We start from the raw sequence: 14556 nt of genomic DNA, 5'->3' as shown, positions 1-14556 counted from the left end.
ATCCCCCCGCACGCGCAGGAGCGCCCCCGGCCCCGCAGGGCCGGGGGCGCTCCCCGGTGGTTCAGCCGTGCGCTACGAGCACGGGCGCGCCGCGTACGGAGCGCTCACCTCCGTCTCGACGGGGGCGCCGTTCATCGTGGCCGTGGCCTCGACGGTCACCGCACCGGCGGGCAGGTTCGCCTGACGGGTGGTGAAGGCGTGCGACACGGTCTTGCCGGGCGCCACCGAGGTGAACGACTTCGTGCCGGACGCCGACGTGAAGGTCACGCCGACGGGGACGTCGGAGCCGTTGCTCGCCTGGACGGTGACGATCGCCTTGCCCGCGATGCAGCGGGTCGCAGCGCTCGCCGTGATGTCGAGCGCCGGAGCAGCCTCGCCCTCGGTGAAGGCGAAGGTGTCGAGCTCGAACAGGTCGCCGGAGGGTCCGGAGTAGCTGAAGAACACGTCGTGCACTCCGGTCGCTCCGGTCAGCGCGGCGCTGACGTCGGTCCACTCGCCGGTCGTCCCGTTCACCGCGACAGTGCCCGCGACGGGCCCGGTCTCGGAGTCGAGGCGGACGGTGACGGTGCCGCCGGCCTGCAGCGCCTTGGCCTTCGCGGTGAACGTCGCGGCTCCGGTGTCCCCGAAGTCGACGGCCGACAGCGCGGTCCAGTCGCCGTTGTCGAGGTCCTTCAGCACGAGGTTCTGGGTCGCGCCCGCGGCGGGGGTGCCGAGCGGCGCCGTCGCGATGCCCTTGCTCCAGCCGATGGTCTCGGCCGGGAAGGTGCGGTACGGATCGAAGTCCTTCACCTGGTCGACGCCCTTGTAGTCGCCGACCACCTGCTGCACCGTGCCGTCGGCGTTGAACTGCAGCTCCTGGATGTGCGGGCTGCGGTACCCCTGGGTGGTGTCGCCGTTGATCCGCTTGTTGAGCGTCGGCGCGTGGTAGGTGAAGTAGTACTTGCCGCCCAGCTCGAAGACCGACTGGTGGTTGTTGCCGCCGGTGCCGGCTCCGAAGAAGCGGCTCTGGTTCGGGAACATCACGCCGGCGTAGTTCTCCTTGGGCCAGGACATCGGGTCGTCCGAGATCATGTAGCCGATCTCGCCGCCGCCCGGGTAGCCGGGCTCGCGGGTCTGGTTGCCGCCGAAGTCGTTGCCGCCGAAGTGGGACGAGTACGAGAGGTAGTACTTGTCCTGGCGCTTGAACACCTGGGCCGCCTCGAACGCGACGGGCGCGTCCACGACGGCGGAAGTGCCCTGGGTCGAGATCATGTCGTCGCCGAGCTCGATCACGCGGATGTTCTTCGGGTTGTTGAAGCGCTCGGCCGCGGGGAGCGCGGTCGAGGCGGGTCCGCCTCCGAAGAACAGGTAGCCCTGGCCGTCGTCGTCGACGAGCGGTGCCGGGTCGAACTTCCACGCGACCGCCTCGGCGCCCGGGGTGGACGCGTTGATGAGCGTGGAGGTGCGCTGGCTGGTCCACGGACCCACCGGCGAGTCGCCGGTGATCACGTTGCTGGAGCCGCCGCCGTTGGCGTAGTAGAGGAAGTACTTGTCGACGCCGTTCACGGTCTTCTTCGCCATGCCGGGAGCCCACGAGTTGCCGGTGTAGGGCGCGACTCCGGTGGAGCCGGCGACCTGGATCTCGCCGTGGTCGGTCCAGTTGACGAGGTCGTCCGAGGAGATCACGGTGATCTGGTTGATCTTGCCGTAGTCGATGCCCGCCGAGACGCCCGTGGCGGGGTTCGGAGCGTAGCCCTGGGTGTCGTTCGTCATGTACATGTACACGCGGCCGTTCTCGACGAAGCCGAAGCCGTCGGCGCCGAACTTCCAGCCCATGAGCGGGTTGTGGTCGCCCGGGATCTTGCCCACGACCTCGATGGTGCGCGAGGCGGGCGCGGGCGGCGCCGCTCCGACCAGCGAGACGTCGTCGAGCTTGTAGTCCATGAGGTGCGTCTCGGGCGCGGCCGAGGGAGTCGCGGTCCACGGCGTCTCGAAGAAGAGGCGCGCGGTCGCGACGCTCTGCCCGGCGGGGATGGTGAACGATCCGTTGATCGTCGCCCACTGCCCCTTCGTGGCGGTGACGCTTGCGAGGTTCGTGTAGGTGCCTCCGCCGTAGTGCATGGTGGCGAAGAACTGCTTGGTCGCGGGGCTCGCGGCGTTCTCGTACTTGATCTGCGCCTTGACCTGGTAGGTCTGGCCGGCGACGACCTTGCCGCTGAGGTCCTGCATGGCGCCCGCGCCGGTGGTCGTGCGGCCGGTGACGAGCGCTGCGGCGGTGCCGGTGCGCGCATCCGTGGTCGTCGCGATGGTGCCGGCGTCGGCGGCGTTGCCGTTGTTGACGAACCAGCTGCTGACGCCGCTCTCGAAGCCGCCGTTGACGATGAGCTCCGCCTCAGCGGCGGACGAGGTCTGGGCGGCGAAGGGGGCCACCAGGAGCGCGGTCAGCGCGGCCGTGGCCAGCAGCCTCAGCCGCAACCGCCCCTTCGGAGCGGCTTCTCGTTGTGGTGATCTCACGGATCCTCCTTGATCGTGTCGTGCAGGAGATCGTCGGCGACGGGTGCCGCTGACGCGTTCGGGGGCGGGGGCGGCCGCGCGGGCCGCCCCCGGAGTGCTCAGCCGCAGGACGCGGCCGGATGGGGCGCTCTCACCGTGGTCGTCACCGGCTCGCCGTCGACGGTGGCGGTCGCGGTCACGACCACCTCGGCGGCGGGGACCGAGGCCGCCCGCGTGGTGAAGGCGTGACTCGTCGTGGCGCCGGGTGCGAGCGCGGCGACCGTCTTCGTGCCGGACGCGCTCTCCATCCGGAGGGCGACGGGCACGTCGTCGGCGTTGGTCGCCCGCACGGTCACGACGACCTTCCCGGCGATGCAGCGGGTCGCGGCGGCGGCGGTCACGTCGAGCGACGCCTCCTTCAGAGTCCCGAGGCGCGCCAGCTGGTAGCTGAGCGCGCGCTCCGGGGCGTCGATCTGGTTCTGCGATCCCGCGGTGCCGACCGCCTGCGCCTTCGCGAGGACCGACTGGAGGTCGGACCAGGCATCGGCCGGGTAGTCGTCGGAGCGGAGCGTCGCCGCGTGGGCGACGGCCGCGTCGAGCTGCGAGCGGTCGAGCGCCTTCCCCTCCGAGGAGAGGGTGTCGCTCAGGAGGAACTCGTCGACGTCGACGTGGCCGCCGGCGGTCTTCGTCGCGTAGCTGAACAGCCCGAGGCGGTGGCCCATGAAGTGCGTGAGCTGACCGTCGAGGGTCTGCGGGCCGACGCGGCTGCCGAGCTTCGTCCAGCTCGTCCCGTCGAGGCTGTACGAGAAGGTCGTCCAGAGCTGTCCGGCCGGGGCCGAGAGCTCGAGGTCGGCCTTCAGGCGCACCTGCGAGGCGTCGCCGAGGGCGGCGGTGGTGCCGGGGAGGAAGGACTCCACGGCCGCCTGGTCGAACGTGGTCGCGAACGGCTGACTGCGGTTCACGACGCCGACGGTGGTGACGCCGTCCACGCGCTTGACCGCGACGTAGGAGAAGCCGCGGTTGTAGGCCGCGAGCCCGGCGACGTCGCCGTCCTTCATCCCGGAGACGTCGAACGCCGCCTCCGCCGACTGCTTCGGAGCCACGATGCGCTGGGAGAGCGTGTTGCGCGCCTCCTCCAGGTACGTCATCTCGGGCGAGCCCGAGAGACGCGTGTGCGCGGCCGTTCCGCTGAGCACCTTCCCGTTGGTGAGGCGGAGCCAGCCCTCGCGCTCGGTCAGCGACCAGTAGCGGTTGTCGGGGGCGTGGTTCCACTGCCAGGGGAGGGCGAGGGTCGAGCCGTTCGGCTCGATCTCGGCGGCCGTCGGGCGCTCGAGGGTGGGAGCGGCGCCGACGAGCGAGACGTCGTCGAGCAGGTACTCGGTGCTCGAGGACGCCGGCTGCGGATTGCCCCACGGCGTCTCGACGGCGAACTTCACGCTGCCGACGTTCGCGGTCTCGGGCACCGTGTAGGTCCCCGTGATCGTCGTCCACTGCCCCTGCGTGACGGCGGCGGAGGCCATCGTCACGGGTCCCGCGCCGAAGTCGGCGCAGAGGTTGAAGCGGACCGACGCGGGGCCGGTCGTGTACTTCACCTTCGCGGACACGGTGTAGGTCACGCCGCGCTGCAGCTTGTTCGCGAGCACCTGACTCGGGCCTGAGCCGTTGAGCGTGCGGGTGCCCGCGCGGAGCGCGGCGGTGCCGGACGCCGGGTCGGTCGTGTCGGCCGACAGCGTCGCGCCGAACTGGCCTGCCCACGGCGCCGTCCCCGACTCCGCTCCCGGGTTCTGGAGCAGCTGCACGCCGAGCAGCGACGCGTCGTAGGAGGGCGCGGGCGGGATCGTCCACGACTCGTCCTGGTAGGCCTTCGCCGGGGCGTCGTTGTCGAAGTCGTCCGAGACGACGATGCTCTTCTGCCGCTCGAACAGCTCCTCCTCGGGGCTGAGGCGGATCGGCTTCGGGAAGCTCCCGCCCACCGGCACCGAGCCGTTCGTCCCGAACGTCGGCCAGCCGTCCTTCCACGTCGCCGGGATGAGCCCGGGGATGCGGCCGGTCGGGAAGCTGTCGCGGAAGAACATGCCGTGCCAGGCGGTCGAGCCGTCCTCCTTCGCGATCGGCACGAGGCTCCCCTGGGCGAACCCGCTGGAGTTCAGCACGCCCTTGCCCTCGTAGGGGTTGCTGCCGTCGGCGGTCGCGTAGCGGCCCAGCAGCTCGGACGAGCGGAACAGCGCCACCTGGCGGCCCTGGCCCGAGGGCCAGGTGATGATGACGATGTAGTACTGCCCGTCGATGTACTGCACCTGCGCGCCCTCGAACAGGCCGCCGAGGTAGCCGGCTCCCGGGTAGTCCGAGGTGCGGAGGATGTTCGGGTACTCGGCGACGACGGTCGTCAGGTCCTCGCTCAGCTTCACGGCGCTGGTGGATCCGGAGCCGTAGAAGATGTACGGCGTGCCGCCGTCCGCGTCGTCGAAGAACAGCGACGGGTCGTGGAAGGCGCGGCCGAGGGCTGTGCGGGTCCAGGCTCCGTCCTCGATGTCGTCGGTCGAGTAGAGGTAGGAGCCGCCGAGGTTGTTGGTGTTGAAGACCGCGTAGTAGCGGCCGTCGTGGTACCGGAGCGACGAGGCCCACTGGCCGTTGCCGTAGGAGTTCTGCCCGTTCCGGAGCGAGAAGCGGTCGCCGATCTCGAGCCGGTCGAAGACGTAGTTGACGATCTCCCAGTTGACGAGGTCGTAGGACTTCATGATCGGGGCGCCCGGGCTGAGGTGCATCGTGGTGCTGATCATGTAGTAGATGTCGCGGCCCTCGTCGTTCTCGGACGCGGGCACGCGCTCGACGCTGACGTCGGGCACGTCGGCGTTCAGCAGCGGCACGGAGTAGGTGCCGTCGCCGCGGTCCGTCGACGTGTAGGAGGCCTTCGGCGACCAGGCGCCGGCCGCGGTCGCCGGAGCCGCGCCGGAGGCGAGCAGGCCCGCCGCGAGGAGGGCGCCGATCGCCGTGGAGGCGACTGCGCGCATCGGGGTCATTCGAACAGCGACAGCGTCAGGACGGAGGAGTAGTCGCCGGGGGCGACGTCGGCCTCGGTCTTCAGGGTGAGGCCCGCGGACACGGTCCAGGACCCGTCCGTCGCGGTCTCCTGCGAGTCGAGCGACAGCGCGAGCAGCTCCTGGTCGAACAGGCCCACGGCGTCGGCACCCTCGTCGAGGATCGTGTCGACCGGGTCGCCCTCGGACACGAGGCCCGACTCGCCGCCGTCCACGAGGACCGGCGTCCAGCCGAGGTGGTCGGAGGAGATGTCCTCCTGGTCCGCGTCGCCGGTGAAGGCGCTCGCCGAGCCGAGGACGTACCAGCCGGCTCCGGCCGGGATCTCGTCGACGGTCCGGGTGTCCGTCACGGTCACGTCGGGCAGCTGCCCCGTGAAGGCGCGCACGGTCGGGGTGGAGCCCTCCTCGGCGAGCGTGGCGGAGGTGCCGTCGATCGACATCGAGAGGGCGCCGGGCTGCTCCAGCTCCTCGATGCTGACGTTCACGTCGACGTCGTCGGAGCCGTACTCGGTGTCGGCGGCCGCGGCCGCGGCGGCGACGCCGGACAGGAGCAGGCAGCCGGCGAGAGCTGCGCCCGAGCGGACGAGCCAGAGGGGTCGGGGGGTGCGTCGCGTGGACATGGTGTTCCTCACTCGATCGGCATCGTCGCCGATCAGGTCGAGCGCCGGACGGCGCGGAGTGGTGGCGCGGCCCGAGGCCGCGAGAGGACGGAGCGCGGCGCAGCCCGAGGGGCGTTCGGCCGCGCCTGGAGCGCAGGACGCGCGGAGAGCGGCGGACGGCTCGTGCGCGGCGGCTTCCACAGCGTGGCCACGCGAGCTCCAGCTCTCGACCCCCTCAGCACTGAGGGGAGAAAGGCTGCCCGACACTCGTCTCTCTCGACTGCTGAGCTTTCCCTCAGCTAGTCTTGCGGGCAATGTTACCGGGAACATTCCCGATTGCAAGGACGTGTTCTCAACCGTCCGGAGCAGCGCAGCGAGGCGATCACCGCGTTCCGCCGCGGCCGGGCGGGGACGGCGGGAGGGGACGAGGATGTCCGCAGGGGCGGCGACGGCGGAGGCCGAGCAGGAGGTCGTGACGACGGAGTGCGCGGAGCGCTCGGGCGTCATCGGCGTGCTCCTGGGCGACTTCGAGCCGTTCGGCACGGAAGTGCTGCAGGGAGTGGCGACGGCGCTCCGGGGGACCCGGTTCGACCTCCTCGCCGGCAGCGGGGCGAGCCGCCGGGGCCGGGCGGGCTGGGAGCAGGAGTCCCTGCGGCGCCTCACCGAGGCGCACGTAGCGGGAGCGATCCTGGTGACTCCCTCCGGCGTGATCCCCTCGTCGGACCTGCCGCTCGTCGTCGTGGATCCGCTGACCGCGCAGACCGAGCTGCATTCGGTGGCGACCGACGACTTCGGCGGAGCGCAGCTGGCGACGAGCCACCTGATCGGGCTCGGCCATCGCCGCATCGGCTTCGTCGCGGGCCGCCCCGACCTGGAGTCGTCGCACCGGCGCGGCGCCGGCTACCAGCGGGCGCTCGCGGACGCCGGCCTCCCCTACGACCCCGCGCTCGTACGGGTCGGCTACTACCGGCACGACCCCTCCCTCGCCGCCGCCCACGAGCTGCTGCTGCTGCCCGACCGCCCGACGGCGGTCCTCGCCGCGAACGACGCCTCCGCCATCGCCGTGATCGAGGCGGCCCGGGCGCTGGGCCTCTCGGTGCCGGGGCAGCTGTCGGTCGTGGGCTACGACGACGTGCCCGACGCCTCCCGGGTGGTCCCCGCGCTCACGACGGTGAGGCAGCCGCTGCACCGCGTGGGGCGCGCGGCCGCCCGGGCGCTCCTGACGCTGATCGACGGCGGGAGCGTGGCCGAGCAGCACGTGCGGCTGCGCAACAAGCTCGTGCTCCGCGGGTCGACGGCGCCTCCCGCCGAGGGCCCGCCGTCCGGCTGACTCCTCCCCCTCCCCCAGCCGGCGGGAATACGCTCGGCGCATGAACCAGCAGCGCACTCCGGTCACGGTCACGGTCACGGGAGCGGGAGGCGCCATCGGCTACGCGCTCCTTTTCCGCATCGCCTCGGGTCAGCTCCTCGGGCCGGACGTCCCCGTCCGCCTGAACCTGCTCGAGATCCCCTCCGGCCTCCGCGCGGCCGCGGGCACGGCGCTCGAGCTGCAGGACGGCGCCTTCCCCCTCCTCCGCGGGATCGAGGCGACGGACGACCCGGCCGCGGCGTTCGACGGCGCGAGCGTCGCCCTCCTCGTGGGCGCCCGGCCGCGCAGCGCGGGCATGGAGCGCGCCGACCTGCTCGCCGCGAACGCGGGCATCTTCGGGCCCCAGGGCGCCGCGTTGAACGCGCACGCCGCCTCCGACATCCGCGTGCTGGTCGTCGGCAACCCGGCCAACACCAACGCCTGGATCGCGCGGCGCAGCGCCCCGGACATCCCCGCCGGCCGCTTCACCGCGATGACGCGCCTCGACCACAACCGGGCGGTCGCGCAGCTCGCCGCGAAGCTCGACGCCCCCGTCGACGCGATCGAGGGCGTCGCGATCTGGGGCAACCACTCCGCCTCGCAGTACCCCGACGCGACGCACGCCACCGTCGGCGGACGGCCGGTGCCCGAGCTGGTCGACGCGGAGTGGCTGCACACGGAGTTCGAGCCGCGGGTCGCCAAGCGCGGCGCCGAGATCATCGAGGTCCGCGGAGCCTCCTCGGCCGCGTCCGCCGCCTCCGCCGCGATCGATCACGTGCGCGACTGGGTCGACGGCACGTCGTGGACCTCGGCCGCCGTCGAGTCGGACGGCTCCTACGGGGTGGAGGAGGGGCTGATCTCCTCGTTCCCGGTCCGCTCCGTCGACGGCGAGTGGCGGATCGTCGAGGGGCTCGAGATCGACGCGCACTCCCGCGCGCGGATCGACGAGTCCGTGCTCGAGCTGCGCGCCGAGCGCGACCAGGCGCTGGCGTTCCTCGCGTCCTGACGCGCCCCTCCCCGTCCTGTCGCCACGGGATGCCACTCCGGTGCGCCTCGCGCGACGTGTCGCGTACCGGAGCGGCATCTCGAGGAGGGGCTCAGCGGCGCTTCTCCGGAGTGGGGAGGGTGCCGGAGGCGCGGGCGGCCTCGTACCAGGCGTGCGCCTCCTCCTGGCGCTCCGCCTCGGCGCCGGTCGCGATCGCCGCGCGCACGTGCTCGGGCCCGTAGCCGAACGACGCGACCAGGTCGGCGGCGTGCGGGCGGATGCGGGCGAGCAGCCGGTCGATGTAGGACGTCACCGCGACCGCTCGCTGCGACGACAGGCGCCCGTGGATGAGGTACCAGTCGAGGTGCTTCTCGATCAGGCCCAGGCCGAACAGGTCGCGGAGCCAGGTGAGGACGGTGCGCGTGCCCGCATCCTCGACGCCGGCGAGCGCCTCCGTGAACGCCTCCCACTGCAGCAGCTCGGCGTGCGCGCGCGCCGCCTCGATGAGCTCGCTCTGGTGCGCGTTGAACAGGCGGGCCGCCTCGTCGGAGGGCAGCTTCGACGCCGGGCGCAGCCGTGAGGCGATCCCCGCGACCATGCTCTCGACGCGGCCGGTGAGCAGCTCGCGCTGGTCCTCCCGCAGCTGGCCGACCGAGCGGGCCGTCGATCCGCGATCGGCGACGACCTGGGCCAGACGGCGCAGACCCGAGTTGTCGACGGTCGCCCCCGCGACCTGCGAGGCGGCGTAGCGCGCCAGCTCCGCGGGCTGGGCGCCCTTGAAGCGGCGGCCGACGTCGGTCAGCAGGCGCTTGGCGACCAGCTGGAGGAGCACGGTGTTGTCGCCCTCGAAGGTCGCGTACACGTCGAGGTCGGCGCGCAGCTGCGTGAGCCGGTTCTCCGCGAGGAAGCCCGCGCCTCCGCAGGCCTCGCGCGCCTCCTGCAGCGTGTCGAGAGCGTGCCAGGTCGAGAGCGCCTTCAGCCCCGCGGCGAGGGTCTCGAGGTCCTGCCGCGACTGCTCGGTGTCGTTAGCGCCGGAGAAGACCTCGTCGAACGCCGTCAGCAGCTTCTCGTGCGCGAAGGCGGCGGCGTAGGTGGTGGCCAGGCGCGGCAGGAGGCGGCGCTGGTGCCGCTGGTAGTCGAGCAGCACCTCCTCCCGCTCGCCGCCGCCGGTGAACTGGCGGCGCTGGTCGCCGTAGGTCACGGCGACCGTCAGCGCGATCTTCGCCGCGGCGACCGAGGCTCCGTCGAGCGAGACACGGCCCTGCACGAGCGTGCCGAGCATGGTGAAGAAGCGGCGGCCCGGGCTCGCGATCGGCGAGGAGTAGGTGCCATCGGCGGCGACGTCGCCGTAGCGGTTCAGCAGGTTCTCGCGCGGGACGCGGACGCCGTCGAAGTGGAGGCGGCCGTTGTCGATCCCGTTCAGACCGCCCTTGAGGCCGTCGTCCTCCCCGCCGACGCCGGGCAGGAACGCGCCCTGCTCGTCGCGGATCGGGACGAAGAAGGCGTGGACGCCGTGGTTCACCCCGCGGGTGACCAGCTGCGCGAAGACGACCGCCGCGCGCCCGTCCACCGCCGCGTTGCCGAGGTAGTCCTTCCACGCCGCGCGGAACGGAGTCCGCAGCACGAACTCGCCGTCCTCGTAGGTGGCGGTCGTGGCGATCGACGCGACGTCGGAGCCGTGCCCGGTCTCGGTCATCGCGAAGGCGCCCGGGATCTCGAGGCTCATGATCCCCGGCAGCCACTTCTCGTGGTGCGGGCGGGTGCCCAGGTGCAGGACCGCGGCGCCGAAGAGTCCCCACTGCACGCCGGACTTGATCTGCAGCGACGGGTCGGCGGTGACCAGCTCCTCGAAGCCGGCGATGTTGCCGCCGTGATCGGCCTCGCCGCCGAGGTCGACCGGGAAGGCGCGGTGCACGCCGCCCTCGGCCGCGAGCACGCGCATCTGCTCCGAGACGCGGAGGCGGTGCTCCTTCATCGGGAGGCCGTCGGTGCGGTGCAGCTCGGGGCGGGCGGTCAGAGCGCGGCTGGCGAGGCGCTGCTCGCGCCAGGCGCCGAGGAGGGTCTCGCCGAGGGCGGCGACGTCGACGGCGGGGGCGCCGTCCTCGTCCAGGCGCGCATCGACCTCGGAGCCGAGGGAGTCCACCGGCGGCGTGGGCGCGATGGAGCCCGATTGGGAGCGCCGGGCCCGCGTGCGCCCGGTGGCCGCCCGGTCGGCGGCGTCGGCGGCGGAGCGGGGGTGGGGAGCGGTGCTGACCATGGTGTTCGTGTCCCTTCGACCGTCTGCGGTTCGGGCCGCTCCCGGTGCGTCGTGCGCCGACGGGCGCGGCAGCGGAGGCGGTCCTCGCACGGTAGGTCGCGCGGCGGCGCGGCGGAAACGTTCCGTCGCCCGGGCACAAACGGCGCCGGGCGGAGGCGGAAGCGCGTTGTCGGAACCGACCAGGCGGAGGCGGGGCGCCTCGTCTGTGCGCTGGACGGGCTGTCCCTGCCGACGGGAGCGGAGGAGGGGGCGGCTCGTCCGTGTGCTGAACGGGCTGTCCCTACGGGCTGCTTCTGCGGAGGAGGGACGCCGCACCGGAGGCCGCCTCGCTAGTCTCTCGGCATGAGCGAGCCGCCGCTGCCTCCCCCTCCGCCCGCCCGACACCCGGCGGCCGGGCCGCCCGCGGACGTCGCGGCAGCGCCTCCCCGGACTCCGGGTGCGCCGCCCGTGGACGTCGCGGCCGCGCCTCCCGCGCCTCCGGCCGCGCCGGGATCCGGGGTTCCGCATGGGCGCCCGGTCCGCGTCTGGGACCTGGTGCTGACGATCGTGCTGATCCTCGTGGCCTCCGCGGTGACGCTGCTGCTGTCGTTCTTCGGGCTGTTCTTCGCGATGGCCAGCGACTCGTGCGGCGGATCGAACTCCTGCGACATCGGCCTGATCGAGGGCGGGGTGGTCCTCGCCGCAGGAGGAGTGTGGGTGCCGTTCCTCGCGGCGCTGGCCGTCTCGATCGTGCTGCTGGTGCGGCGGCGCATCGCGTTCTGGGTGCCGGTGGCGGGCCTCGCGGTGTCGTTCTGCTGCACGCTGCTCGGCGGGTGGATGGCGTCGACGGGCGCGGGCGGCTGAGGGCGCTCGCCGACGCCTCGGACCGAGGACGCTCGCGTCGGTGACGAGATGGGCACGATCGCCGACGCGGAGCCCGGAACACGGTCGCCCGCGCCGGCGCCCGCCTCCGTCGCGGGTGGTGAACCGCGCGCCTCAGCGATGGATCAGTAGCTGTCCCAGCCGGGCTCCCAGTCGGGCTCGTCCGGCGGCACCCAGTCGTCCTCCGGCGGCTGAGCGGCGGACACCGGCGGACCGGACGACTCGCGGCCGAACGAGGGCTTCGCCCCTTGCGAGCGGGACGACCCGCCACGGGCGGCCGGCGCGCGGCGGGGAGCGGGGGCCTCCTCACCGGGTTCCGGGACGGCGATCTCGGGGCTCTCCCCCGCGACGACGGCGAGAACGGCCTCGCCGTAGGTGAGCAGCTTCTTCTGGCCGACGCCGCCGATGATGCTGAGCGCGTCCATCGTCGCCGGCTCGGCGGTCGCGATCTCGCGGAGGGTCGCGTCGTTGAAGACGATGTAGGCCGGGACCGCCTGCGCGCGGGCCTGCGCGGCGCGCCACTCCCGGAGCCGCTCGAACAGCGGCTGAGCCTCGCCCGACAGCTCGGCGACGGTGGACCGCCCGGAGCGGGAGGATCCGCTGGAGCGGGCCGGCTTCTCCGGCTCCTGCCGCAGCTCGACCTTCCGCTCGCCGCTGAGGACGGAGCCGGACGCGGGCGTGAGCACGAGAGTGCCGAAGCCGTCGTCGTTCACGCCGAGCAGGCCCTGCGCGAGGAGCTGGCGGGCGACTCCGCGCCACTGGGTGTCGCTGAGCTCGGCGCCGATGCCCCAGGTGGCCAGGCCGTCGTGCTGGTGCTGAGTGGTGCGCGGCGTGGTCTTGCCGCGGAGGACGTCGATGATGTGTCCGGCGCCGAACTGCTGGTTGCGCTCCCGCTTGAGGCGGACGACCGTCGACAGGAACTTCTGCGCCGCGACGGTGCCGTCCCAGGAGGCGGGCGGCTCGAGGCAGGTGTCGCAGTTGCCGCAGGCGGTGCTCTCCTGGCCGAAGTAGGCGAGCAGGTTCACCCGGCGGCACTGGACCGTCTCGGAGAGCGCGAGCATCGCGTCCAGGTGCGCGGACATCCGCCGACGGTGCGCCAGGTCTCCCGGCGACTCGTCGATCATCCGGCGCTGCTGCACCACGTCCTGCAGGCCGTAGGCGAGCCAGGCGGTGGACGGCAGTCCGTCGCGGCCGGCGCGACCCGTCTCCTGGTAGTAGCCCTCGACCGACTTGGGCAGGTCGATGTGCGCGACGAACCGCACGTCCGGCTTGTCGATCCCCATGCCGAAGGCGATGGTCGCGCAGACGATGACGCCCTCCTCGCGGAGGAACCGCGACTGGGCGGCGGCGCGCACCCGCGAGTCGAGGCCCGCGTGGTACGCGACGGCGTCGAAGCCCGCCGAGCGCAGCGCCTCGGCCGTCGCCTCGACGCTCTTGCGGGAGAGGGCGTAGACGATGCCCGCGTCGTGCGCGTGCTCGCGCCGCAGGAAGTCGATCAGCTGCTTGCGCGGCTCGACCTTGTTGACGATCCGGTACTGGATGTTCGGGCGGTCGAAGCTCGAGACGAAGTGGCGGGCGGCGCCGAGGTGCAGGCGCGAGGTGATCTCGCGGTGCGTCGCCTCGGTGGCGGTCGCGGTGAGGGCGATGCGCGGGACGTCGGGCCAGCGCTCGGCGAGCTCGCCCAGTGCGAGGTAGTCGGGGCGGAAGTCGTGGCCCCACTGGCTGACGCAGTGGGCCTCGTCGATCGCGAAGAGGGCGATCCGGCCGCGGGCGAGGAACTGCTTCATGCCCTCGTTGCCCAGGCGCTCCGGGGCGACGTAGAGCAGGTCGAGCTCGCCGTCGAGGTAGGCGCGCTCGACGCGGCTGCGCTCGCCCGCGTCCTGGGTGGAGTTGAGGAACTCGGCGCGGACGCCGTTCGCGCGGAGGGCGTCGACCTGGTCCTGCATCAGCGCGATGAGCGGGGACACGACCACGCCGGTGCCGGGGCGCACGATGGCGGGGATCTGGTAGCAGAGCGACTTGCCGCCGCCGGTGGGCATCAGGACGACGGCGTCGCCGCCTCCGATGACCTGCTCGACGATGGCCTGCTGCTCGCCGCGGAAGGAGCCGTAGCCGAAGACCTTCTCGAGGATCGCCTGCGCCTCGGAGGATCCGGATCCCGGGGCGCCGCTCGCCGCGTCGCTCCGGACGCCGCCGCGGGACTCCGCCGAGGGGTCGGCGAGCGGCGGGGCGGGGAGGGCTGTCGCGGTGGGCTCTGTCACCCGGGGAACTCTACCCGCCGCCTCCGACGCCGCCCCGGGGGTCCGGGGAACTGTGGAGAAGGGCCGCAGGGAGGGAGCTGGGGAGGCTGCTGCGGGGAGGTCGGGGTTCTTCTGCGGCGCCCGGCTCAGAGGTCGGTGAGGGTGCGGGTGTCGCCGTCCCAGAAGCGGACGCCCGCGAGGCCGACGGTGAACGGCTCGCCGAGGAGGGGGACGGCGTCGCCGAGCTGCTCGGCGCGGAGGCGGCGAGAGACGCTGATGTGCGGCGTCCAGGCGTCCGGCAGCGAGGTGTCGACGCCGCCCGGCACGAGGCGCGTGGCACGGCCGTGCAGCGCGTCGAGGGCGGGCGAGCGGACCACTCCCCAGGCGAGGACGAAGCGCCCGGCGTGCGGGAAGAGGAGGACGGCACCGAGGTCGGCCGTCGCCGGCAGCGGACCGAGCGCGCCCGGCTCCGGGGCGGTCAGCTCGGGCCCGGCGATAAGGGTGAGGTGCGGGCGGTTGCTGGCGGACGTGTGCAGTGCGAGGCTCGGGACGCCGGCCGCCTCGAGCGCCTCCCACTGGCTGCGGACGCGAGCCTCCGACTCCGGATCGAGGAGGACTTCGAGGCTGCGCATGTCCACATTCTGCCGCGGCTCCCGTGTGCGGGCCTTCGCGGGCGCGCGGCCACTCGCGGGGTGCGCGCGGTCCTCGCCGGCTCCCGCGAGTGTGCAGGAGTCGTCGCACTCGCAAGCACGCAGG

General features: G+C 73.0%; 9 protein-coding genes. 3 read left to right on the top strand and 6 right to left on the bottom strand.

Annotation, left to right across the window (positions count from 1 at the left end; genetic code table 11):
* Window positions 1-72: 72 nt before the first annotated feature.
* The 3 genes from C5C74_RS02965 to C5C74_RS02955 all read right to left on the bottom strand — a co-directional run bounded on the left by C5C74_RS02965 (window position 73) and on the right by C5C74_RS02955 (window position 6130).
* Complete coding sequence (locus C5C74_RS02965) at window positions 73-2493, bottom strand: family 43 glycosylhydrolase (RefSeq protein ID WP_219813438.1); 2421 nt, start codon at window positions 2491-2493, stop codon at window positions 73-75.
* A gap of 98 nt (window positions 2494-2591) precedes the next feature.
* Complete coding sequence (locus tag C5C74_RS02960) at window positions 2592-5483, bottom strand: family 43 glycosylhydrolase (RefSeq protein WP_258064083.1); 2892 nt, start codon at window positions 5481-5483, stop codon at window positions 2592-2594.
* 5 nt (window positions 5484-5488) lie between these two features.
* Entirely contained in the window at window positions 5489-6130 is a 642-nt protein-coding gene (locus tag C5C74_RS02955) for a hypothetical protein (protein ID WP_104233676.1), read from the bottom strand.
* A gap of 409 nt (window positions 6131-6539) precedes the next feature.
* Between C5C74_RS02955 and C5C74_RS02950 the strand changes: the two genes are divergently transcribed.
* Entirely contained in the window at window positions 6540-7439 is a 900-nt protein-coding gene (locus C5C74_RS02950) for a LacI family DNA-binding transcriptional regulator (RefSeq protein ID WP_104226034.1), read from the top strand.
* Between the two features lie 40 nt (window positions 7440-7479).
* The gene (locus C5C74_RS02945) at window positions 7480-8463 is read left to right on the top strand and encodes a malate dehydrogenase (RefSeq protein WP_104226035.1); all 984 of its coding nucleotides are present in this window, start codon (window positions 7480-7482) and stop codon (window positions 8461-8463) included.
* 91 nt (window positions 8464-8554) lie between these two features.
* Here the strand turns inward: C5C74_RS02945 and C5C74_RS02940 are convergent, their stop codons facing one another.
* Window positions 8555-10699 carry an acyl-CoA dehydrogenase gene (locus C5C74_RS02940; protein ID WP_104350950.1) on the bottom strand — a complete coding sequence of 715 codons (2145 nt, stop codon included), beginning with the start codon at window positions 10697-10699 and terminating at the stop codon, window positions 8555-8557.
* Between the two features lie 342 nt (window positions 10700-11041).
* Here C5C74_RS02940 and C5C74_RS17665 point away from each other — a divergent pair, with 342 nt between their 5' ends.
* Window positions 11042-11542, top strand: a complete 501-nt coding sequence (locus tag C5C74_RS17665; RefSeq protein WP_219813437.1) for a DUF6264 family protein — start codon at window positions 11042-11044, stop codon at window positions 11540-11542.
* A 143-nt stretch (window positions 11543-11685) separates the two neighbouring features.
* On the opposite strand, the gene recQ is transcribed toward C5C74_RS17665, so the two are convergent.
* Window positions 11686-13821 (bottom strand): DNA helicase RecQ, encoded by a 2136-nt coding sequence (recQ, locus tag C5C74_RS02930; protein WP_181132675.1) that lies wholly within the window; start codon window positions 13819-13821, stop codon window positions 11686-11688.
* A 125-nt stretch (window positions 13822-13946) separates the two neighbouring features.
* On the bottom strand, window positions 13947-14432 hold the full coding sequence (locus C5C74_RS17255; protein ID WP_181127356.1) for a 2'-5' RNA ligase family protein: 486 nt from the start codon (window positions 14430-14432) through the stop codon (window positions 13947-13949).
* Between the last annotated feature and the right edge of the window lie 124 nt (window positions 14433-14556).

The organism is Rathayibacter sp. AY1E8 (assembly GCF_002931415.1).
Taxonomy (GTDB): Bacteria; Actinomycetota; Actinomycetes; order Actinomycetales; family Microbacteriaceae; genus Rathayibacter.
The sequence above is the reverse complement of the archived record's forward strand: the minus strand, read 5'-3'. Positions and strand labels throughout refer to the sequence as shown.